We start from the raw sequence: 20902 nt of genomic DNA on the forward strand, positions 1-20902 counted from the left end.
CTCACTGCCGGAGGACATCCGGCAGGCGGGCCTGCACTGCCCGCCCCTGGCCGCTGCGCTTGGCCTCACGGCAGGCGGCTTCCGCAGTGCGCAGCAGCTGGTCGGCATCCAGATCGGCGGCATCGGTCCACAGCCAGCCCACGCTCAGCCCCAGCACAAAACGCTGGCCGGCATAGTGGGGGGCCCATTCCTGCACGGCCGCACACAGGCGCCAGGCCAGGGTCTGCACGGCCGCTTCGGTGTCGGCAGCGTGCAGCCACAGCACAAAGGCATCCGCCCCCACCCGCGCCGCCAGGCCGTGGGCGCCCTGCTCGCGCTGCAGCAGCCACGCCACCTGGCGCAGCACCTCATCGCCTGCCGCCCGCCCGGCCGTGGCATTGAGGGCCGTGAAATAGTCCACATCCAGCCACAGCAGCCCCTGGCCCTGCGGCTCGGTGGGCGGCGCCGCACACCAGGACTGCAGCTGCATCTGCAGCGTGTACTGGTTGGGCAGGCCGGTGCCCGCGTCGTGCGCATCCTGCCAGCGTGCCAGCCGGCGCTGCTGGCGTAGCACTTCGGCATCGTCCAGCAGCCACAGATTGCCCAGGGCGGGCAGCTGCATGGCCTGGCCTTGCACCTGCAGCCAGCGCGTGAGGCCGGGCTGGAGCTTCCACGGCACCTCCCCCCGCACATGGCCGAAGCTGGCCAGGCTGCCGGTCGCCCGCGCAATCCACTGCCGCAGCCCCGACTGGTTGTGCAGCAGCTGGTGCAGGTGCACGCCTTGCAGCGATTTGGCGTCGCGCCCCAGCAGCGCCGCCGCACGGCGCGAGACATAGAGCAGCACTTCGCCCTGCTCCCACACCGCGCCGCCGGGCATGGCTTCCAGCAACTGGACCACGGCAGCCTCCAGGCTGCCGGCCTGCTGCTGGCTGCGGTGCAGCTCCTGCTCCAGTGCCTGCCAGTGTTCCCGCAGGTGCGAGGCCTCATCCAGCACCAGCGGTGACAGCCCTTCCGGTACAGCAAGGGGCGGCACCGGTACCACGCTGTCCGGCATGCGCCCGCCGGGCTGGACCGGTGCGGCCAGGGGGCGCAGGGCCTGTGCCTCGGCCCGCCGGCGCGTGCCCTGGCGCAGCAGCCCCACCAGCGGGCGGCTGAGCCACCACAGTGCACCCAGCAAGGCCAGCGCCACGGCCACGGCCGTGGCCACCAGCGCCAGCCACTGCCACGGCGTGAGCCGCTGCAGGCCCAGTAGGCGCGTGGACAGGTCGCGCACCGCCACCACCTGCCAGCGCGGCAGCGGCAGGCCTACCCGCGTGACCATCAGGTGGCCCCACTGCTGGCTGTCGGCATTGGCGGTGCTGCTGGAGGACAAGGCCGCCCATTGTGCGTCGCTCACCCCCAGCGCCGTCTGCACACGCTCGGCGGCCGGCGCGGCCGCAGCGTCCGGGGAAGCCACAGTCTCGGACCGCTGCGGTGGCGCTATCCGGGAATCGGCCAGCAGCAGCCCGTCCTGGTCCACCAGCAGCCAGCGCTGCGTCGGCGCGTCTTCCCCGGGCTGAGGCAGCAGACTGGGCAGGCCCATGCGCACCAGGCCGGCCAGTGCGCCCCGCACGGCACCGCCGGCCTGGCGCAGCGGCACGGTCAGCACCAGGCCCAGCTGGGGCGTGGCGCCTTCGACCGCCGCTTCCACGGTGATGTGGGTGACCTGGGGCTTGCCGTCCGACAGCGTCCGGCGCAGCGCATCGCGCAGCGCACTGCCGCCCGCCGGCGTACCGCCCGAGGGGGCATAGGACACCATGCTGCCGTCGCTGGCCGTCATCACCAGGGTGTCGAAAATGCCGGCATAGCCTGCGTCTTCCCGCAGCAGCAGCTCCAGCAGATAGGGGGTGTCGAGCATGCTGGAATGGATGCCCTGGCCCATGGACTGCAGAACGCGTTGGTAGGACTCGATGCGTACCCCCAGCGTGCGCGCGGTGAAGCCGGCCACCATTTCCTGCTGGCGGCGCTCGTCGCGCAGGGTCTGGGCATCGGAATAATGGGCCAGCAGACCCAGGCACAGCATGCAGGCCAGCAGCAGACTGGCCACCGCCACCAGCCCCCAGGAGCGCACCAGCGGGCCCGGCCACCAGGCCAGAGGCTCGGTCGCTGTCGTACGGCGCATAGTTGGCCAGCGCCAACCGCCGCCAGAAGATGGTGGCAATGTAGACATGGGCGTTCGCTGCAACAGAGCACCCACTATAGGAAAGCCACGGCGCCCCCGATTGCAGGAGGAACCCTTGGTATGCGATCGGTTTACCCTGAGAGGGTCAGACCTCAGCCGCCCGCCACCACCTGCAAGGCCGTGGGATGGGGCAGGTTCAGCACATTGCCGGTGCCGGCAATCAGGCCGTGCTCACGCAGGTGGCGCAGCACGCGCGAGAAGGTCTCGGGTGCAATGCCCAGCTGTGCGGCGATCAGGCGCTTGCGCTGGTGCAAGGTGACGCGCATGGTGCCGTTGTCGGCATGCTGGGCATGGCGCAGCAGCCACTGGGCGCAGCGGGCTTCGGCATCCTGGGCCAGACGGCTGACCGCGGTTTCCGTCTGTTGGCAATAGCCCTGGGCCATGTCCCGCACCAGCGACTGCACCGAGCCGGGCAGCGCCGAGATCCCCTGGCGGAACTCCAGCAACGAAACGCGCCGCAGCCGCACCCGGGAGTCGGCCACCATGTCCACACAGCAGGGTTGTCCGGTCAGCACGAAGGCGGCATCCAGCCAGGCCGGGCCTTCGACCACACCGAGCTGGTGGCGCATCTGTCCCTCATCGCGCACGCCCAGCAGGACCCGGCCGCTGTCGATGTACAGGACCTCATTGGGGTGTTCGTGCCGCTGGCGCAGCAGCTGCCCGGCAGAGACCACCTCGGCCTGGGCGAACGGGTCGAAAGTCGGAATGTGGAACATGGCACGGACTGTGCCGTGGCCGGCTGCTGCGGGTGTTGAGGAAAGTCAAATGATGTGTGCGCCTGCATGGAATGCCGGCCCGGCGGCATTCCATGCCTCTTCCCGCCTGGGCGTCCCGTCCCTGTCCAGCAGGAGCCCGCCACCCTCCGGTGGCCGTTTCCGCCGCCACGCGCCACCCGGTGCGCCGGTGCATGAAAAAACCCGCAGGCCTTGCGGGCTGCGGGTTGGGCAGGTGAGCGAGGTGCTCAGCGGACGGCGGCGCCGCTTTCAAACCACTGCTTGAAGCTGCTGCGCTCCTCGTCGCTCAGAGCGCCCGGATTGCCGAACGGCATTTTGCGCAGCTGCACCACCTGGGTGTAGATCTGCTGGGCGTGGCTCTTGATCTCTTCGGCCGTGTCGAACTTCACGTTCTTCTGCGCGATGGTGTTGACGCTGTGGCAGACCATGCAGTGCTTTTGCATGATGGCGTGCACGTTCTCGTAGCTGCCCACCGGGGCCTGGGGCGCAGCGCTGGCCGCCGGGGCCGGCTCCGCCGCAGCGGGGGCCGCCGCCTGCTCGCCCTGCATCACCACCTGACCGACCGGCGCAATGTTGGCGGCGGCGGGTGCAGGCTGCGGTGCAGGCTTGAGCCAGATGGCGGTGCCGATCAGCACCGCCACGCCCACGGCGGCATACTTCCAGGGATGGGGGTTGCGGCCCAGCTTGTAGCCGTGGCGCATCACGAAGAACTGACGGATGGCCGCGCCGGCGAACATCATCAGAATCAGCACCAGCCAGTTCTGCGGGTGGCTGTGCAGCCAGCCGTAGTGATTGGACAGCATGGCAAACAGCACCGGCAGCGTGAAATAGGTGTTGTGCACGCTGCGCTGCTTGCCGCGCTTGCCGTGGATGGGGTCCACGGGCTTGCCGGCCTTCAGGTCGGCCACCACGGTGCGCTGGCCGGGAATGATCCAGAAGAACACGTTGGCGCTCATCGAGGTGGCAATCATCGCCCCCATCAGCAGGAAGGCCGCCTGGCCGGGGAAGATGTGGCAGGCCAGATAGGCCGCGATGCACACCAGCACCAGCACCAGACCGCCCACGATGGCATCGCCGTTGGGCTTCTGGCCGAAGATGCGGCAGATGCCGTCATACAGCAGCCAGAACACCACCAGGAAGGCCAGCGCCGCCACGATGGCCATGTTGCTGGACATGATGGGGTTGGTCGGGTTCACCAGGTAGATGTTGGCGTTCCACAGATAGGACACCGTCAGCAGCGCAAAGCCCGAAAGCCAGGTGGTGTAGCTTTCCCAGAAGAACCAGTGCAGGTGGTCGGGCAGCTTGGGCGGGGACACCGCAAACTTCACCGGGTGGTAGAAGCCCCCGCCGTGCACGGCCCAGAGTTCGCCGCTGACGCCCTGCTTCTTCAGGTCCTCATCGACCGGCGGCGTCAGGCTGCTGTCGAGGAAGACAAAGTAAAACGAGGAACCGACCCAGGCAATTGCGGTGATGACGTGCAGCCACCGCAGCAGCAGGTTGGCCCAGTCGAGAATGTAGCTTTCCATAGCTCTCAACCCTGGCGGCGTGGGGGCCGCCTTGTGTGATCAACCTGCCCACCACTGCGGAGGCTCTGGGCAGAAGAAATGGTCGCGCACCATGGCAGAACGCCGGAGCACCGCTGCGACCAGTTTTTGTGAACACAAAGTGTATGCAATTTCTGCGCCGCCTTGCGAAAAAACACCGCCGCAGCCCCCCGTGCATACCCTGAATGCAGCACGGCACTGCCGATGCACAGTCCATGCCCGGCCCGCCCGCGCCTCAGCTCGGCTCCAGGGCGCGGGTCTGCATCAGCTGCGCGGCAATCGCCACGGCAATCACTTCGGGCTCCTTGCCGGCGATGCCGGGAATGCCCACCGGGCACTGCACGGCGTCCACGGCCGCGGCATCGAAGCCGCGCTCCAGCAGCCGGCGGCGGAAACTGGCCCATTTGCTGGCACTGCCGATGAGGCCCACAAAAGGCAGGTCGCCCGCCTCGCGCTGGCGTGCCAGGCAGGCGGCAGAGATGTCCCAGTCTTCCACATGGCTGTGGGTGAGAATGACCACCCGGCTGCCAGCGGGCAGGTCGGCCACGGCATCCTGCACCGGGTCGGATTGCACCAGCGTGGTGCAGGCATCGGCCACCGCACTGTCTGGCCACAGACCGGGACGGCTGTCCACCCAGACGATGCTGCAGGGCAGGCGCTGCAGCGCCGCCACCAGCGCCTGGCCCACATGGCCGGCACCGAACACCGCCACCGGCAGGCGCCGGGCCTGGCGCAGCTGCAGCGACGGCAGATCCTGCACCCCGACCACCCGGTACGCCAGGTGCACCACACCCCCACAGCACTGGCCCAGGCTGGGGCCCAGCGCATAGCGCTGCACGCCGTGCGGCTGCCGGCCGGCCAGCACCTGCTGGGCATGGGCCATGGCCTGGTATTCCAGGTGGCCGCCGCCAATGCTGCCCACCAGACCGTGCAGACTGCCCGGCGCCAGTCCGACGGACACGGCCATCCAGGCCCCCACCTCGCGCGGGGCGGAACCCTGCACCTGCTGCACCTGCACCAGGCACACCGGGCCGTGGGCCACTGCGGCCTGCAGCTGTGTCCATGCATCGCGCACCGTCATAGAGAATCTGCCCTTGTCTGCCTGTGTGATGGGAATGCCATGGTGCCAGCGAATCGGCACCGTGTGCGCCATTCGTGCGCCCTGCACCCATGCACATTGCTTGCCAGCAGGGGCTGCGGTTTCAGGATACGCTTGGCACCATGGCTGAACCCTCTTCCTCCAACCCCTCTTCTGCCCGCCCCGGCCGCCACTGGCTGTGGCGCGGCATGGCCGCCGCCGTGACGGCGCTGCTGGCCGCCTGCGGCTCCACCCCACCATCCACGCCTTCGGGCGCGGGGGCCTCCAGCCCTGCGGCGGTGCGCGAATACCGCCAGGACGCGGCCCGGCATATCTATGCCCGCAACCAGCACCGCATCTACCAGGGCAAGCTGCCCCCGATGCTGTATGCGATTGGCGTGCTGGAGGTCGAGCTGGACCGCAATGGCGGCGTGCGCCGCCTGCACTGGCTGCGTGCGCCCACCCATGCGCCCGAGGTGGTGGCCGAGATCGAGCGCACCGTGCGCGCTGCAGCCCCCTTCCCCAACCCCTCCGGCATGCGCGGCAAGCTCAGCTACACCGACACCTGGCTGTGGGACAAGTCCGGGCGCTTCCAGCTGGACACGCTCAGTGAAGGCCAGCGGGGAGAATAATTCCCCGAAGGTGGCATGCCCCCACCCCGGGTGCAGGCCCCCGCGCTGCGCAGCCGCCTCCACGGCGGCCCCGCAGGCTCCGGATCAGGAGCCGCGGTAGGTGGAATAGCTCCAGGGGCTGACCAGCAGCGGTACGTGGTAGTGCTGGTCGGCATGGGCCACACCAAAGTCCAGGCTGACCTGGTTCAGGAAATTGGGCTCGGGCAGCTGCACGCCCCTGGCCTTGAAGTAGCCGGCCACATCGAACGTCAGGCGGTAGGTCCCGACCTGCAGGCTGGCGTTGTCGAACAGCGGCGCATCCGTGCGGCCATCGTGGTTCAGCGTCAGCGTCTTGAGCAAGGTGGCGCTGTCGCCCTGCGTGGCAAACAGCTTGACCTGCATGCCGGCAGCCGGGCCGCCATGCATGGTGTCCAGAACGTGGGTACTCAGGCCCATAGGGATAACTCCTTAAAAGCGGGTGGCAACGCGCCATCTCCTGTCCACCAAAAGTGTATACAATTTTTGCACCAGATCGCATCGAGATGAACCCCATGCAATCCTCTTCCACCAGCACCATTGCCGACGCGCTGACCCGCGCCATCGTCGAACACAAGCTGCTGCCAGGCACCAAGCTGGCCGAGCAGAAGCTGGCCGACCACTTCGGCGTCTCGCGCACGCTGGTGCGCCAGGCTCTGTTCCAGCTGTCGCAAAACCGCCTGGTCACGCTGGAGCCGGCACGCGGCGCCTTTGTGGCCACCCCTTCGGTGGACGAAGCCAAGCAGGTCTTCGCCGTGCGCGCCATGCTGGAGAGCGAGATGACCCGCGCCTTTGTGCAGCAGGTCACGCCCGCCCAGATCCAGTCGCTGCGAGCCCATATCAGCGCCGAGAAAAAAGCCATGGACCGCAACGATGTGGGCCAGCGCACCGAGCTGCTGGGCGACTTTCACGTGGTCATGGCCGAGCTGATGGGCAACCAGGTGCTGGCCCAGCTGCTGGGCGACTTGATCTCGCGCTGCGCGCTGATCACGCTGATGTACCAGAGCACCAGCGCCGCCGAACATTCGCACGAGGAGCATGCCGCCATCGTCGCCGCCCTGGCTGAAAAAGACGAAACCACGGCCGTGCGGCTGATGCAGGAACATCTTTTGCACGTGGAAGCCGGTCTGACCTTTGACCGCGAGCTGCCCACCAGCGACCTGTCGATGGCACTGTCCTCCGTTGCCCTCTGATTGATCCAGGAACCTTCCATGACTTACGACGCCACCACCCCCTATCCTCGCGACCTGGTCGGCTACGGCAGCCACCTGCCCCAGCCCCAGTGGCCCGGCAAGGCGCGCGTGGCCGTGCAGTTCGTGCTGAACTACGAGGAAGGTGGCGAAAACCACGTGCTGCATGGCGACCCGGCCAGCGAGCAGTTTCTGTCCGAGATGTTCAACCCGGCCGCCTACCCGGCGCGCCACATGAGCATGGATGGCATCTACGAATACGGCTCGCGCGCCGGTGTCTGGCGCATCCTGCGCGAATTTGAAAAACGCGGCCTGCCGCTGACCGTGTTCGGCGTGGCCACCGCACTGCAAAAACACCGCGAACTGGCCCAGGCCTTTGCGGATCTGGGCCATGAAGTGGCCTGCCACGGCCTGAAGTGGATCCACTACCAGAACGTTCCCGACGAGGTCGAGCGCGCCCACATGGTGCAGTGCCTGGAGATTTTCGAGGAGCTCTACGGCCACGACGGCGACCACGGCCTGGGCTGGTACACCGGCCGCGACAGCCCCAACAGCCACCGCCTGGTGGCCGACGCCGGCCGCTTCAGCTACGACAGCGACTACTACGGCGACGACCTGCCATTCTGGATGACGGTCGAGAAGACCGATGGTGCCAAGCACAACCAGCTGATCGTGCCCTATACGCTGGACGTGAACGATATGCGCTTTGCCCTGCCCCAGGGCTACTCACACGCCGATCCGTTCTTCCAGTACATGAAAGACAGCTTCGACACCCTGTACGCCGAGGGCGATCCGGCCGGCGAGAACGCACCCAAGATGATGAGCATCGGCATGCACTGCCGCCTGCTCGGCCGCCCCGGCCGCATCACGGCGCTGCAGCGCTTTCTGGACCATGTCCAGAGCCACAGCGACGTCTGGGTGTGCCGCCGCATCGACCTGGCCCGCCACTGGGCGCAGCGCTTTCCCGCGCCCGCCCTGTAAGAGGATCGCAGCCGTCCTGCCGCCCGAACGCCCTGCCCGCGTCGGGCTGCGCACTTTTTTGAAAGAAGCACCATGGCTCTGACACTGGAACAACTCAACACCGCTTCGGTTGCCGAAGCCGTCGCCCTGCTGGACGGGCTGTACGAGCATTCGCCCTGGATTGCCGAAGCCGCCCTGGCTCAGCGCCCCTTCACCTCGCTGGCCCAGCTCAAGCACGCCATGGTGCAGGTGCTGGCACAGGCCGGCGTGCAGCCCCAGCTGGACCTGATCCGCGCCCACCCGGAGCTGGCAGGCAAGGCCATGGTGGCCAAGTCGCTCACCGCCGAATCCACCAACGAGCAGAACAAGGCCGGCCTGACCGCCTGCACGCCCGAAGAGTTTGCACGCATCCAGCAGCTCAATGCCGACTACAACGCGCGTTTCGGCTTCCCCTTCATTCTGGCCGTGCGCGGCCCGCGCGGCCTGGGCCTGAGCAAGGCGGAGATCATCGACACCTTCGCGCGCCGCAGCCTCAATCTCCCCGACTACGAGCGGGCCGAGGCCATCCGCAACATCCACCGCATTGCCGAAATCCGCCTGAACGACAAGTTCGGCTATGAACCCACCGAAGGCAACGATGTCTGGGACTGGCAGGAAAAGCTGGCCCAGCACAGCGAGCCGGGCTACGCCGAAAAAGGCCAGCTCACCGTCACCTACCTCACCGACGCCCACCGGGCCTGCGCCCAGCGCATCAGCCACTGGATGCGCGACTGCGGGTTCGACGAGGTCGAGATCGATGCCGTGGGCAATGTCGTCGGCCGCTACCAGCCGGCCACCCCCGAAGGCAAATACCTGCTCACCGGCAGCCATTACGACACCGTGCGCAACGGCGGCAAGTACGACGGGCGCCTGGGCATCTTTGTGCCCATGGCCTGCGTGCGTGCACTGCACCGCGCCGGCAAGCGCCTGCCCTTCGGTATCGAGGTGGTGGGCTTTGCCGAGGAAGAAGGCCAGCGCTACAAGGCCACCTTCCTGGGCTCTGGCGCCCTGATCGGCGACTTCCAGCCCGCGTGGCTGGACCAGAAGGATGCCGACGGCATCACCATGCGCGAAGCCATGCAGCACGCAGGCCTGTGCATCGACGACATCCCCAAGCTCCGGCGCGATGCAGCCGACTACCTGGGCTTCATCGAGGTACACATCGAGCAAGGCCCGGTGCTCAACGAGCTGGACATTCCGCTGGGCGTGGTCACCTCCATCAACGGCGGCGTGCGCTATGCCTGCGAGATGTATGGCACGGCCAGCCATGCCGGCACCACGCCGATGGACCGCCGCCACGATGCGGCCCTGGGCGTGGCCGAGCTGGGCCTGTACATGGAGCAGCGTGCACTGCAGGACGGCGACAGCGTGGCCACCATCGGCATGCTGCAGGTGCCCAACGGCTCCATCAACGTGATCCCCGGCCGCTGCCAGTTCAGCCTGGACATGCGCGCCCCCACCGACCCACAGCGCGACGCCATGGCCAAGGATGTGCTGGCCAAGCTGGAAGAGATTGCCCGGCGCCGCGGCCTGCAGTACAAGACCGAGCTGGCCATGCAGGCTGCCGCCGCTCCCAGCGCCCCCGAGTGGCAGGCCCGCTGGGAGCAGGCCGTGGCAGCGCTGGGCGTTCCGGTTTTCCGCATGCCCAGCGGCGCCGGCCATGACGCGATGAAGCTGCACGAGATCATGCCCCAGGCCATGCTGTTCACGCGCGGCCTGAACGGCGGCATCAGCCACAACCCGCGCGAATCCACCACCAGCGACGACATGCAACTGGCCGTCGATGCCTTCGGCCATGTGCTGCAGCAACTGGCCTCCGAATAACGCCCACGACCACCGAGACAAGACCATGACCCAAGACCGCCAAGCCACCTACGCCGCCCTGGACGCCTGGATCGACCAGCATTTCGACGAGCAGGTGCAGTTTCTGCAGGCCCTGGTGCAGGTGCCCACCGATACGCCGCCTGGCAACAACGCGCCCCACGCCGAGCGCACGGCCGATCTGATCCAGGCCTTTGGCTTCACCGCCGAAAAACATGTGGTGCCGGCCCAGGAAGTGCAGGACTACGGCATGGAGTCCATCACCAACCTGATCGTGCGCCGTCCCTACGGCAGCGGCGGCAAGACCATTGCGCTGAATGCACACGGCGATGTGGTGCCGCCCGGCGAAGGCTGGAGCAAGGACCCCTACGGCGCCCAGATCGAAGACGGCAAGATGTACGGCCGTGCCACGGCCGTGAGCAAGAGCGACTTCTCCACCTTCACCTTTGCCGTGCGCGCGCTGGAAGCCGTGGCCAGGCCCGCCAAGGGCAATGTGGAGCTGCACTTCACCTACGACGAAGAGTTTGGCGGTGAACTGGGCCCGGGCTGGCTGCTGAAGAAGGGGCTGACCCAGCCCGATCTGATGGTGGCGGCCGGCTTCAGCTATGAGGTGGTGACCGCCCACAACGGTTGCCTGCAGATGGAAGTGACTGTGCACGGCAAGATGGCCCACGCCGCCGTGCCCCACACCGGCGTGGACGCGCTGCAGGCCGCCGTGGCCATCATGCAGGCGCTGTATGCCGAGAACACCAAGTACCAGCATGTGACGTCCCTGGTGCCGGGCATCAAGCACCCTTATCTGAACATCGGCCGCATCGAAGGCGGCACCAACACCAATGTGATCCCCGGCAAGGTGGTGCTCAAGCTCGACCGCCGCATGATTCCGGAGGAAAACCCCGTCGAGGTGGAAGCCAGCATCCGCGCCGTGATCGCACAGGCGGTGGAAGGCTTCAACAGCCAGCGCGGCTACGCCGGTGAAGACGCCGTGCGCGTGGACATCAAGCGCCTGCTGCTGGCCCGCGCCATGACGCCGCTGGCGGGCAACCAGCCACTGGTGGATGCCATCCAGACCCATGGACAGGCGGTGTTCGGCGAGAAGCCCCCGGCCGTGGGCACGCCGCTGTACACCGACGTGCGCCTGTATGTGGAGCGCGGCATTCCCGGCGTGATCTACGGCGCCGGCCCCCGCACGGTGCTGGAAAGCCACGCCAAGCGTTCCGACGAACGCCTGGTGCTGGAAGACCTGCGCCGCGCCACCAAGGTGATTGCCCGCAGCCTGGTGGATCTGCTGGCCTGAGCGGCTCCCTACCCCTTCCACAGAACCCGGCCTTGGCCGGGTTTTTTTGTGGCCCGGCCGGACCTGTCCGGCTCCGGCCTGGCGGTGCATTTCACAGTGCAAAAAATGCTTTTGCACCACAAAAATGCATTGCACCGTTTTTGCCGCAACACGCACCAATCAAGGGCAAATCCCTAGCCAAACCGCCCCAAACCCGGACAAACACGGGGCAGAAACTGGCACGCACTTTGTATACACTTTTTGTATGGATCGCTGTGCGCAATCAACCGTGCACACGGCCCACGCTCCGTACAGATAGACCACAAGGATTCAAGGAAGACCCCATGTCCACGACAGTCCACCCTGTTGACGAAAAACTGCCCTGGGGGCGCGCCAGTGCCCTCGGCCTGCAGCATGTGCTGGTGATGTATGCCGGCGCTGTGGCCGTGCCGCTGATCATCGGCCGCGCACTCAATCTGCCGCCGGAGCAGGTGGCCCACCTGATTTCCGCCGACCTGTTCGTCTGCGGCATCGTCACCCTGATCCAGGCCATGGGCGCCACGCAGTGGTTCGGCATCAAGCTGCCGGTGATGATGGGCGTGACCTTTGCCGCGGTGGGTCCAATGATCTCCATGGCCCAGTCCACCGGAGGCCATGCCGGTGCGGGACTGATCTTCGGCTCGGTCATCGGGGCGGGGGTGATTTCCATCCTGATCGCCCCGGTCATCAGCCGCATGCTGCGCTTTTTCCCGCCGGTGGTGACCGGCACCATCATTGCCGTGATCGGCATCAGCCTGATGCGCGTGGGCATCAACTGGATCTTCGGCAACCCCGTGGGCCCCACCGCCCCCAGCGTGCCCAACCCCGAGCACCTGAAGTGGCTGTCCGAAGCCCAGGCCATGGCCGGCGCACCCGGCACCTCGCTGCCGCCCGTGCCCAAGGGCTTTGCCGTGGTGCCCACCATCCCCAACCCCAAGTACGGCGACCTGACCGGCGTGGGTATTTCCGGCATCGTGCTGCTGACCATCCTGCTGATCGCCCGCTTCGGCAAAGGCTTTCTGGCCAATATCTCGGTGCTGATGGGCATTTTGGTGGGCGGCGTCATCACTGCCGCCATGGGCCTGATGGACTTCCACAAGGTCGGCGAAGCCAAGTGGTTCGATGTGATCCTGCCGTTCGAGATCGCCACGCCCATCTTCGACCCGGTGCTGATCCTGACCATGTCGCTGGTGATGGTGGTGGTGATGATCGAGTCGACCGGCATGTTCCTGGCCCTGGGCGACATGACGGACAAAAAGATCTCGCAGGACGAGCTGACCCGCGGTCTGCGCACCGACGGCCTGGGCACGCTGATTGGCGGCATCTTCAACACCTTCCCCTACACCAGCTTCTCCCAGAACGTGGGGCTGGTGGCGGTGACCGGCGTCAAGAGCCGCTGGGTGTGCGTGGCCGGCGGCGTCATCCTGGTGGTGCTGGGGGTGCTGCCCAAGATGGCGGCCCTGATCGAATCCCTGCCCACCGTGGTGCTGGGAGGCGCGGGCCTGGTGATGTTCGGCATGGTGGCCGCCACCGGCATCCGCATCCTCTCGAACGTGGATTTCCAGGGCAACCGCAACAACGCCATGATCGTGGCGGTGTCCATCGGCGTGGGCATGATTCCCCTGGTGGCCCCGAATTTCCGCCAATGGATGCCGCACGCCATCCATCCACTGATCGAATCCGGTATCCTCCTCGCCTCGCTCTGCGCGGTGCTGCTGAACGTTTTCTTCAACGGCACCAAGGGTGATACCGAAGCCGCCGTCCGGGCCGCACGCCAGGCCGATGCCCACTAAGGCATCCCGCCTGCCTGCAGCCTCTGTCCCGGCTACCGCCGGGCTAGCGCCCCCTGGCCGAATCGTTCCCAGGGGGCTTTGGCATTCTGAAAGCGCTCTGCACCCGATATCCCTTGCCTGATCACGGGGTTCGACTTCCCTCCACGGGAGGCGGCCATCAGGTAAGCTTCCAGACAGCTCCGAGCTTTTTCGTTGAGATTTTTTCTATGACACAAAACCTGTCCACCGCTGAACAAGCCCTGCGCGACGCGGCCCGTGAATACCACCGCAGCCCCAACAAGGGCAAGATTTCCGTCACCCCCACCAAGCCCCTGTCCAACCAGCGCGATCTGTCGCTGGCGTACTCGCCGGGCGTGGCCTACCCCTGCCTGGACATCGAAGCCGACCCCGCACAGGCGGCCGAGTTCACCGCCCGTGGCAATCTGGTGGGCGTGATCACCAACGGCACCGCCGTGCTGGGTCTGGGCGATATCGGCCCGCTGGCCGCCAAGCCGGTGATGGAAGGCAAGGGCTGCCTGTTCAAGAAGTTTGCCGGCGTGGATGTGTTCGACATCGAACTGGCCGAGCGCGATCCGGACAAGCTGATCGACATCATCGCGTCGATGGAGCCCACCCTGGGCGGCATCAACCTGGAAGACATCAAGGCGCCCGAGTGCTTCTACATCGAGCAGGAACTCTCCAAGCGCATGAACATTCCGGTGTTCCACGATGACCAGCACGGCACGGCCATCATCTCCAGCGCCGCCCTGCTCAACGGCCTGGAACTGGTGGGCAAGGAAATCGGCAAGGTCAAGGTTGCCGTCTCCGGCGCCGGCGCGGCCGCCATTGCCTGCGTGAACGTGATGGTGGGCCTGGGCGTGAAGCGCGAGAACGTCTTCATGGTCGACTCCAAGGGCGTGATCTACGAAGGCCGCCCCGGTGGCCTGGACGCCTCCAAGGCCCAGTACGCACAGAAGACCGAAGCCCGTACGCTGGCCGATGTGGTCAACGGTGCCGACGTGTTCCTGGGCTGCTCGGCCCCTGGCGTGCTGACGGCCGACATGGTCAAGACCATGGCCGACAAGCCCATCATCCTGGCCTTGGCCAACCCCGAGCCTGAAATCCGCCCCGAACTGGCCAAGGCCGTTCGCCCGGACTGCATCATGGCCACCGGCCGCTCGGACTACCCCAACCAGGTCAACAACGTCCTGTGCTTCCCCTACATCTTCCGTGGCGCGCTGGACTGCGGCGCCACCAAGATCACCGAAGCCATGAAGCTGGCCTGCGTGCGCGAAATCGCCGCCCTGGCCAAGCAGGACGTGAGCGATGAAGTGGCCGCCGCCTACCAGGGCAAGGAACTGAAGTTCGGCCCCGACTACCTGATTCCCACGCCTTTCGACGTGCGCCTGATTCTGCGCATCGCCCCGGCCGTGGCCCAGGCCGCCGCCGAATCCGGTGTGGCCACCCGCCCCATCGAGGACATCGAGGCCTACCGCGAAAGCCTGACCCGCTTTGTCTACCAGACCAGCATGTTCATGCGCCCGGTGTTTGCCGCGGCCAAGAGCAAGGTCCAGCGCGTGGCCTATGCCGAAGGTGAAGACGAGCGCGTGCTGCGCGCCGTGCAGGTGGCAGTGGACGACAACCTGGCCAAGCCCATCCTGATCGGCCGCCCCGCCGTGATCGAAGCCCGCATTGCCAAGGCCGGCCTGCGCATCCAGCCCGGCGTGGACGTGGAAATCTGCGACCCCGAGGACGATCCCCGCTTCCGCCAGTACTGGGAGGCCTACCACCAGCTGATGGGACGCGACGGCATCACCCTGGAAGGTGCCAAGTCCACCGTGCGCCGCTCCAACACCGTGATCGCCGCACTGATGGTGCACCTGGGCGATGCGGATGCCATGCTGTGCGGCCTGGTCGGCAAGTTCGACAAGCACCTGGCCCACATCGAGGAAGTTCTGGGCCACCAGGCCGGCGCCGACCGCATGGCCACCGTCAACGCACTGATGCTGGACAACCGCACCCTGTTCATCGCGGACACCTACATCAACGAAGACCCGACCGCCGAAGAGCTGGCCCAGATCGCCAAGATGGCCGCCGACGAAGTGGCCCGCTTCGGCCTGCCTCCCAAGGTCGCCTTCCTGTCGCACAGCAACTACGGCTCGTCCACCCGCAAGTCGGCACTGAAGATGCGCGCGGCCCGCAACCTGTTTGCCGCGGCCAACCCCGGCATCGAGTGCGACGGCGAAATGCACGGCGACTCGGCCCTGGACCCCGTGGTGCGCAGCCGCACCGTGCAGGACGCCACCCTCAGCGGCGAAGCCAATGTGCTGATCTGCCCCAACCTGGACGCCGCGAACATTCTGTTCAACGTGCTCAAGACCACGGCAGCCCACGGCACCACCATCGGCCCCATGCTGCTGGGTGGCGCCGCTGCAGCCCATGTGCTGACCCCTTCCAGCACCGTGCGCCGCGTGGTCAACATGACCGCCCTGGCCGCCGCACAGGCCCAGACGCGCAAGGCCTGAGGACCTAAGCCCCAGCCAGCGCATCTGTGCAGTCCCTGGAGGACAGCCACCAAGCCCCCTGCCACCGGCCGGGGGCTTTTTTCATGGGCCGCAGCAGCCGTGCCGTCGGCAGACCGGCGGCAGGCCCCCGCCTCACATTTCGTCGATGGCGGTGCTGGCGGCCCCATCCCGCGCCTGTGCCAGCCCTTCATGGGCTTCGATGGCAAAGCGGTCGCGGCAGTTGACGTAGAAGCTGGCACCGAAGCGGCCCACCGGGAAGAACTCCTGCAGGCGCACCCGCCATTTCTCGGTGTCCACCAGACCGTCGCGCACTGCCAGCCACTGCACGCGGCCGATGAAGACATAGCGGCTCTCCGTCTCCAGCGTCTCGTGCAGCACGCACTCGAAGGCCACCGGGGCCTCGGCAATGCGCGGCGGCTTCACGCTCTGCGATGCCGTGGCGGTCAGCCCGGTGTGCACCAGTTCGCTGTGGTGCGGCGGCAGGCGGTCGCCGCAGCGGTGCATGGCGGCGGCCATGGCTTCGTCGGTGATGTGCACCACGAACTCCTGGTCGCGCAGGATGTTGGTGGCGGTGTCCTTCTGCGCCGCATCCTGCAGCTTGTTCACGCTCAGCATCACCACGGGCGGGTCCTCGCCCATCATGTTGAACATGCTGAAGGGGGCGGCGTTCACGGTGCCATCGGCACCCAGCGTGGTCACCAGCGCAATCGGGCGCGGCACGATCAGGCTGGCCATCAGCTTGTAGCGGGCATAGGTGTCCAGCTGCGCAAAATCAATTTCGGTCATTGGAGTTTCTCTGTGCCGTCACCGGCATCGACAGGGGGAGTAGCAGGCTGCGCTGCATGCGGCGCATGTACGGCCTGTTTTCTTGCAAATGCCATGCCCAGCGCTGGTGCAGGGCCGCGACAGGCCGCCAGGCCAGGAATACCGTCTGTCGCCCGTCGCACCAAGAACTTGCAACCGTGCACCACGGCCACGTGTTGCGCCGCCCGCACGGCACCAGATCCGTGCACACACCCCCACAGAACACGTTCGGCGATTTTGTATACACATGGCACCGATCTTGCACTGAAGGCTGCAGACCCCTTTTGCAACCGATGAAGTGAGGAGCATCCATGCACCAACGTTCTTTCCTGAAAGCCGCCGCAGCTGCTGTGACCCTGGCCTGGGGCGCAGCCCACGCCGCCGACACGCCCATCAAGTTCCAGCTGGACTGGCGCTTTGAAGGCCCGGCCGCTTTCTTCCTGCAGCCGGTGGCCAAGGGCTACTTCAAGGGCCAGGGCCTGGATGTGACGGTGGATGCAGGCAATGGCTCCGGTGGTGCCGTGCAGCGCGTGGCCTCGGGCACCTACGACATGGGCTTTGCCGATCTGGCCTCGGTGATGGAATTCCACGCCAACAACCCCGACGCGCCCAACAAGCCCGTGGCCGTGATGGTGGTCTACAACAACACGCCGTCGTCGGTGATGGCGCTCAAGAAGAGCGGCATCAAGACCCCCGCCGATCTGAAGGGCAAGAAGCTGGGCGCCCCGGTGTTCGACGCCGGTCGCAAGGCCTTCCCCATCTTCGAGAAGGCCAACAAGGTGGGCAATGTGGCCTGGACGGCCATGGACCCTCCGCTGCGCGAAACCATGCTGGTGCGCGGTGATGTGGATGCCATCACCGGCTTCACCTTCACCAGCCTGCTGAATCTGGAAGCGCGCGGCGCCAAGGCCCAGGATGTGGTGGTCATGCCCTACGCCGACTTCGGCGTGAAGCTGTACGGCAACGTGATCATCGCCAGCCCCAAGCTGATCAAGGAAAACCCCGAAGCCATCAAGAAGTTCCTGGCCGGCTTTTCCCAAGGTGCCAAGGACGTGATGGCCCACCCTGCCGAGGCCATCCAGTCGGTCAAGGCCCGTGACGGCATCGCCAATGTGGCGCTGGAAACCCGCCGCCTGCAGCTGGCCATCGACACCGTGGTCAACAGCCCCGACGCACGCAAGGAAGGCTTTGGCCGCCTGGACAACAGCCGCCTGACGCTGATGGCCTCGCAGGTCTCCGACGCCTACGCCACCAAGACCCGCGTGAAGGCCGAAGACGTGTGGAACGGTAGCTTCCTGCCTTCCGCCGCCGTGCTGGACGTGCTGCCCAAGAAGTAAACCACGCCCCCTTGGGCAGACACCACTGCGGTGTCTGCCCAAGGGGCAATGACTCTCCCTCATTGGAATCTGCACCGTGAACAAACGTTCCTTTCTGCGTAGCGCCATGGCCGTTCTGGCCACCACCGCCACCACCTGGGCTGTCGCCGCCAGCCCGGCACTGACCCCGCTCAAGTTCCAGCTGGACTGGCGCTTCGAGGGCCCGGCCGCCCTGTTCGTGCACCCCGAACAGAAAGGCTATTTCAAGGAAACCGGCCTGGATGTGAACGTCGAGGCCGCCAGCGGCGCAGGCGCCATCCAGCGCGTGGCCTCCGGCACCCACGACCTGGGTTTTGCCGACCTGGCCGCGCTGATGGAGTTCCACGCCAACAACCCGGACGCGCCCATCAAGCCCGTGGCCATCATGGTGATCTACAACACCACGCCGGCTTCGGTGATGGCGCTGAAGAAATCCGGCATCACCAAGGCCTCCGACCTGACCGGCAAAAAGCTGGGCGCCCCCATCTTTGATGCCGGCCGCCGCACCTTCCCCATCTTTGCCCAGGCCAATGGGGTGGGCGAGGTGCAGTGGACCACCATGGACCCGCCGCTGCGCGAGACCATGCTGGCGCGCGGCGACCTGGATGCCGTCACCGGCTACACCTTCACCAGCCTGCTGAATCTGGAGACCCGTGGCGTCAAGCGCGAAGACATCGTGGTGCTGCCCTATGCCACCCACGGCGTGCAGCTCTACGGCAATGTGATCATCGCCAGCCCCAAGCTGATCGCCGAAAAGCCCGAGGCCGTGCGCGCCTTCCTGAAAGCCTTTGCCAAGGGCGCCAAGGAAGCCATTGCCAACCCCGAAGCCGCCATCGCCTCGATGAAGGCCAAGGACGGCCTGGTGAACACGGCACTCGAGGTCAAGCGCCTGAAGCTGACGATTGACACCGCCATCGACAGCAAGGGTGCACGCGACGAAGGCTTTGGCCAGTTGCGCAAGGAACGCCTGGCCCAGATGGCCGAGCAGGTCTCCAAGGCCTATGCCACCAAGAACCCGGTGCCCGCCAACGCGGTGTGGAACGGCAGCTTCCTGCCCTCTGCCGCCGAACTGGACGTGCTTCCCAAGCGCTAAACCCGGATGCCGGGCAGCCATGCATGCGCCGCCCGGCACCGACCTTTGAAGTGATTCCTATGACGGCTTCCTCCCAAGACCCCGCCTTTGTTGATTTCCGTGACGTCTGGCTGGCCTACAACGACGAGTTGCTGGCCCAGAACCATTTCGCGGTGGAGGCCATTGACCTGCAAGTGCGCCGTGGCGAGTTCATCGCCATCGTCGGCCCCTCGGGCTGCGGCAAATCGACGTTCATGAAGCTGGCCACCGGCCTGCGCATGCCCAGCATGGGCAAGATCCTGATCGACAGCCAGCCCGTCACCGGCCCGCTAAAGATCTCGGGCATGGCCTTCCAGTCGCCCTCGCTGCTGCCCTGGCGCACCACGGTGGACAACGTGCTGCTGCCGCTGGAGATCGTGGAGCCCCACCGCAGCCAGTTCAAGGCCAAGCGCAAGGAATACGAAGAACGCGCCCGCAACCTGCTGAAGAAAGTGGGCCTGGGCGGCTATGAAGACAAGTTTCCCTGGCAGCTGTCGGGCGGCATGCAGCAGCGCGCCAGCATCTGCCGTGCGCTGATCCATGAACCCAAGATGCTGCTGCTGGACGAGCCTTTCGGTGCGCTGGATGCCTTCACCCGCGAAGAGCTGTGGTGCATTCTGCGCGACCTGCATGCCGAGCAGCAGTTCAACGTGATTCTGGTGACGCATGACCTGCGCGAATCGGTCTTCCTGGCCGACACCGTGTACGTGATGAGCAAGAGCCCCGGCCGCTTTGTGGTGCGCCGCGAGATCGACTTTCCCCGCCCGCGCGACCTGGAGCTGACCTACACCAAGGAATTCACCGACATCGTGCTGGAGCTGCGCGGCCACATCGGCGCGCTGCGCAAAGACGGCGCCGTGATCAACCAATAAGCGCCCAGGACATTGCCATGAACAAACTGAACAACAAACTGCTGGAACGCTGGTCCCCCTGGCTGCTGCTGCTCGCCGTGATCGTGCTGTGGCAGGTGGTCTGCTCGGCCTTCCAGGTGTCGGAATTCATCTTCCCCAGCCCCTGGCTGATCCTGCAGCAATTCCTGGAATTCCACGCCGTGATCGCCGGCCACGCCTGGCGCACCTTCTGGGTGACGATGGCCGGCTTTGGCATCGCCATCGTGGTCGGCGTGCTGCTGGGCTTTCTGATCGGCAGCTCGCGCCTGGCCTACGCCGCCGTCTACCCGCTGATGACCGCCTTCAACGCCCTGCCCAAGGCGGCTTTCGTGCCGATTCTGGTGGTGTGGTTCGGCATCGGCATTGGCCCGGCCATCCTGACGGCGTTCCTGATCAGCTTCTTTCCCATCATGGTCAACATCGCCACCGGCCTGGCCACGCTGGAGCCCGAGCTGGAAGACGTGCTGCGCGTGCTGGGCGCCAAGCGCTGGGATGTGCTGATGAAGGTGGGTCTGCCGCGCTCGCTGCCCTACTTCTACGGCTCGCTCAAGGTCGCCATCACGCTGGCCTTTGTGGGCACCACGGTGTCGGAGATGACGGCGGCCAACGAAGGCATTGGCTACCTGCTGATCTCGGCCGGCTCGTCCATGCAGATGGGCCTGGCATTTGCCGGCCTGCTGGTGGTGGGGGCCATGGCCATGGTGATGTACGAGCTGTTCAGCCTGGTGGAAAAGCGCACCACCGCCTGGGCCCACCGCGGCGCCAACAACCACTGAGTGGTCCCCCGCGCCACGTGCAAAGGCCTGCCCTGGTGGCAGGCCTTTTTGCATGGGCAGGGCCAAAGCCGCATGCCCCACATGGCTGGCTGCCTTGGGCACCCCCGGCACTCTGTACCATGCGCAGCTTGCCCCGCTCTG

Annotated in this window: 17 protein-coding genes; 11 read left to right on the plus strand and 6 right to left on the minus strand. The window is 66.3% G+C overall.

Features of this window, described 5'->3' with window-relative positions; genetic code table 11:
* Position 1: 1 nt before the first annotated feature.
* From CT3_RS16470 to xdhC, 4 genes are all read right to left on the minus strand, one after another.
* Complete coding sequence (locus CT3_RS16470; RefSeq protein ID WP_066536671.1) at positions 2–2140, minus strand: sensor domain-containing diguanylate cyclase; 2139 nt, start codon at positions 2138–2140, stop codon at positions 2–4.
* Between the two features lie 152 nt (positions 2141–2292).
* Positions 2293–2916: a Crp/Fnr family transcriptional regulator gene (locus CT3_RS16475; protein WP_066536675.1), complete on the minus strand. Its 624-nt coding sequence runs from the start codon at positions 2914–2916 to the stop codon at positions 2293–2295.
* 245 nt (positions 2917–3161) lie between these two features.
* Positions 3162–4460: a urate hydroxylase PuuD gene (locus tag CT3_RS16480; RefSeq protein ID WP_066536677.1), complete on the minus strand. Its 1299-nt coding sequence runs from the start codon at positions 4458–4460 to the stop codon at positions 3162–3164.
* Between the two features lie 253 nt (positions 4461–4713).
* Positions 4714–5559: a xanthine dehydrogenase accessory protein XdhC gene (xdhC, locus tag CT3_RS16485; RefSeq protein WP_066536679.1), complete on the minus strand. Its 846-nt coding sequence runs from the start codon at positions 5557–5559 to the stop codon at positions 4714–4716.
* A gap of 140 nt (positions 5560–5699) precedes the next feature.
* On the opposite strand from xdhC, the gene CT3_RS16490 reads away from it, so the two are divergent.
* Entirely contained in the window at positions 5700–6188 is a 489-nt protein-coding gene (locus CT3_RS16490) for a hypothetical protein (protein WP_066537377.1), read from the plus strand.
* Between the two features lie 84 nt (positions 6189–6272).
* Here CT3_RS16490 and uraH read toward each other — a convergent pair whose 3' ends face one another.
* A complete protein-coding gene (gene uraH / locus CT3_RS16495) occupies positions 6273–6623 on the minus strand; it encodes a hydroxyisourate hydrolase (RefSeq protein ID WP_066536681.1) in 351 nt (116 codons plus the stop codon).
* 95 nt (positions 6624–6718) lie between these two features.
* Between uraH and CT3_RS16500 the strand changes: the two genes are divergently transcribed.
* The 6 genes from CT3_RS16500 (at position 6719) to CT3_RS16525 (ending at position 15825) form a co-directional block, all read left to right on the plus strand.
* The gene (locus CT3_RS16500) at positions 6719–7396 is read left to right on the plus strand and encodes a GntR family transcriptional regulator (protein WP_066537380.1); all 678 of its coding nucleotides are present in this window, start codon (positions 6719–6721) and stop codon (positions 7394–7396) included.
* 18 nt (positions 7397–7414) lie between these two features.
* Positions 7415–8374 carry an allantoinase PuuE gene (puuE, locus tag CT3_RS16505; protein ID WP_066537382.1) on the plus strand — a complete coding sequence of 320 codons (960 nt, stop codon included), beginning with the start codon at positions 7415–7417 and terminating at the stop codon, positions 8372–8374.
* 72 nt (positions 8375–8446) lie between these two features.
* Positions 8447–10216 (plus strand): 2-oxo-4-hydroxy-4-carboxy-5-ureidoimidazoline decarboxylase, encoded by a 1770-nt coding sequence (uraD, locus tag CT3_RS16510; protein WP_066536690.1) that lies wholly within the window; start codon positions 8447–8449, stop codon positions 10214–10216.
* 25 nt (positions 10217–10241) lie between these two features.
* Positions 10242–11510, plus strand: coding sequence for a M20 family metallopeptidase (locus CT3_RS16515; protein WP_066537384.1), 1269 nt, complete (start codon positions 10242–10244; stop codon positions 11508–11510).
* A 323-nt stretch (positions 11511–11833) separates the two neighbouring features.
* Positions 11834–13321, plus strand: coding sequence for a nucleobase:cation symporter-2 family protein (locus tag CT3_RS16520; RefSeq protein WP_066536692.1), 1488 nt, complete (start codon positions 11834–11836; stop codon positions 13319–13321).
* A 206-nt stretch (positions 13322–13527) separates the two neighbouring features.
* Complete coding sequence (locus CT3_RS16525; protein WP_066536694.1) at positions 13528–15825, plus strand: NADP-dependent malic enzyme; 2298 nt, start codon at positions 13528–13530, stop codon at positions 15823–15825.
* Between the two features lie 132 nt (positions 15826–15957).
* On the opposite strand, the gene CT3_RS16530 is transcribed toward CT3_RS16525, so the two are convergent.
* On the minus strand, positions 15958–16611 hold the full coding sequence (locus CT3_RS16530) for a flavin reductase family protein (protein WP_066536696.1): 654 nt from the start codon (positions 16609–16611) through the stop codon (positions 15958–15960).
* 329 nt (positions 16612–16940) lie between these two features.
* Between CT3_RS16530 and CT3_RS16535 the strand changes: the two genes are divergently transcribed.
* The 4 genes from CT3_RS16535 to CT3_RS16550 all read left to right on the plus strand — a co-directional run bounded on the left by CT3_RS16535 (position 16941) and on the right by CT3_RS16550 (position 20761).
* A complete protein-coding gene (locus tag CT3_RS16535; RefSeq protein WP_066536699.1) occupies positions 16941–17966 on the plus strand; it encodes an ABC transporter substrate-binding protein in 1026 nt (341 codons plus the stop codon).
* Positions 17967–18042: 76 nt separating this feature from the next.
* Positions 18043–19077: an ABC transporter substrate-binding protein gene (locus CT3_RS16540; protein WP_066536701.1), complete on the plus strand. Its 1035-nt coding sequence runs from the start codon at positions 18043–18045 to the stop codon at positions 19075–19077.
* Between the two features lie 59 nt (positions 19078–19136).
* Positions 19137–19967, plus strand: a complete 831-nt coding sequence (locus tag CT3_RS16545) for an ABC transporter ATP-binding protein (RefSeq protein WP_066536706.1) — start codon at positions 19137–19139, stop codon at positions 19965–19967.
* A 17-nt stretch (positions 19968–19984) separates the two neighbouring features.
* Positions 19985–20761, plus strand: a complete 777-nt coding sequence (locus CT3_RS16550) for an ABC transporter permease (RefSeq protein ID WP_172591775.1) — start codon at positions 19985–19987, stop codon at positions 20759–20761.
* Positions 20762–20902: the final 141 nt, after the last annotated feature.

It is taken from the genome of Comamonas terrigena NBRC 13299, assembly GCF_006740045.1.
Taxonomy (GTDB): Bacteria; Pseudomonadota; Gammaproteobacteria; order Burkholderiales; family Burkholderiaceae_C; genus Comamonas; species Comamonas terrigena.

What these genes read in the sequence shown, in the direction of transcription:
- CT3_RS16470 (WP_066536671.1), bottom strand. Translation starts at nt 2,140, where the DNA reads ATGCGCCGTACGACAGCGACCGAGCCTCTGGCCTGGTGGCCGGGCCCG.
- CT3_RS16475 (WP_066536675.1), bottom strand. Translation starts at nt 2,916, where the DNA reads ATGTTCCACATTCCGACTTTCGACCCGTTCGCCCAGGCCGAGGTGGTC.
- CT3_RS16480 (WP_066536677.1), bottom strand. Translation starts at nt 4,460, where the DNA reads ATGGAAAGCTACATTCTCGACTGGGCCAACCTGCTGCTGCGGTGGCTG.
- xdhC (WP_066536679.1), bottom strand. Translation starts at nt 5,559, where the DNA reads ATGACGGTGCGCGATGCATGGACACAGCTGCAGGCCGCAGTGGCCCAC.
- CT3_RS16490 (WP_066537377.1), top strand. Translation starts at nt 5,700, where the DNA reads ATGGCTGAACCCTCTTCCTCCAACCCCTCTTCTGCCCGCCCCGGCCGC.
- uraH (WP_066536681.1), bottom strand. Translation starts at nt 6,623, where the DNA reads ATGGGCCTGAGTACCCACGTTCTGGACACCATGCATGGCGGCCCGGCT.
- CT3_RS16500 (WP_066537380.1), top strand. Translation starts at nt 6,719, where the DNA reads ATGCAATCCTCTTCCACCAGCACCATTGCCGACGCGCTGACCCGCGCC.
- puuE (WP_066537382.1), top strand. Translation starts at nt 7,415, where the DNA reads ATGACTTACGACGCCACCACCCCCTATCCTCGCGACCTGGTCGGCTAC.
- uraD (WP_066536690.1), top strand. Translation starts at nt 8,447, where the DNA reads ATGGCTCTGACACTGGAACAACTCAACACCGCTTCGGTTGCCGAAGCC.
- CT3_RS16515 (WP_066537384.1), top strand. Translation starts at nt 10,242, where the DNA reads ATGACCCAAGACCGCCAAGCCACCTACGCCGCCCTGGACGCCTGGATC.
- CT3_RS16520 (WP_066536692.1), top strand. Translation starts at nt 11,834, where the DNA reads ATGTCCACGACAGTCCACCCTGTTGACGAAAAACTGCCCTGGGGGCGC.
- CT3_RS16525 (WP_066536694.1), top strand. Translation starts at nt 13,528, where the DNA reads ATGACACAAAACCTGTCCACCGCTGAACAAGCCCTGCGCGACGCGGCC.
- CT3_RS16530 (WP_066536696.1), bottom strand. Translation starts at nt 16,611, where the DNA reads ATGACCGAAATTGATTTTGCGCAGCTGGACACCTATGCCCGCTACAAG.
- CT3_RS16535 (WP_066536699.1), top strand. Translation starts at nt 16,941, where the DNA reads ATGCACCAACGTTCTTTCCTGAAAGCCGCCGCAGCTGCTGTGACCCTG.
- CT3_RS16545 (WP_066536706.1), top strand. Translation starts at nt 19,137, where the DNA reads ATGACGGCTTCCTCCCAAGACCCCGCCTTTGTTGATTTCCGTGACGTC.
- CT3_RS16550 (WP_172591775.1), top strand. Translation starts at nt 19,985, where the DNA reads ATGAACAAACTGAACAACAAACTGCTGGAACGCTGGTCCCCCTGGCTG.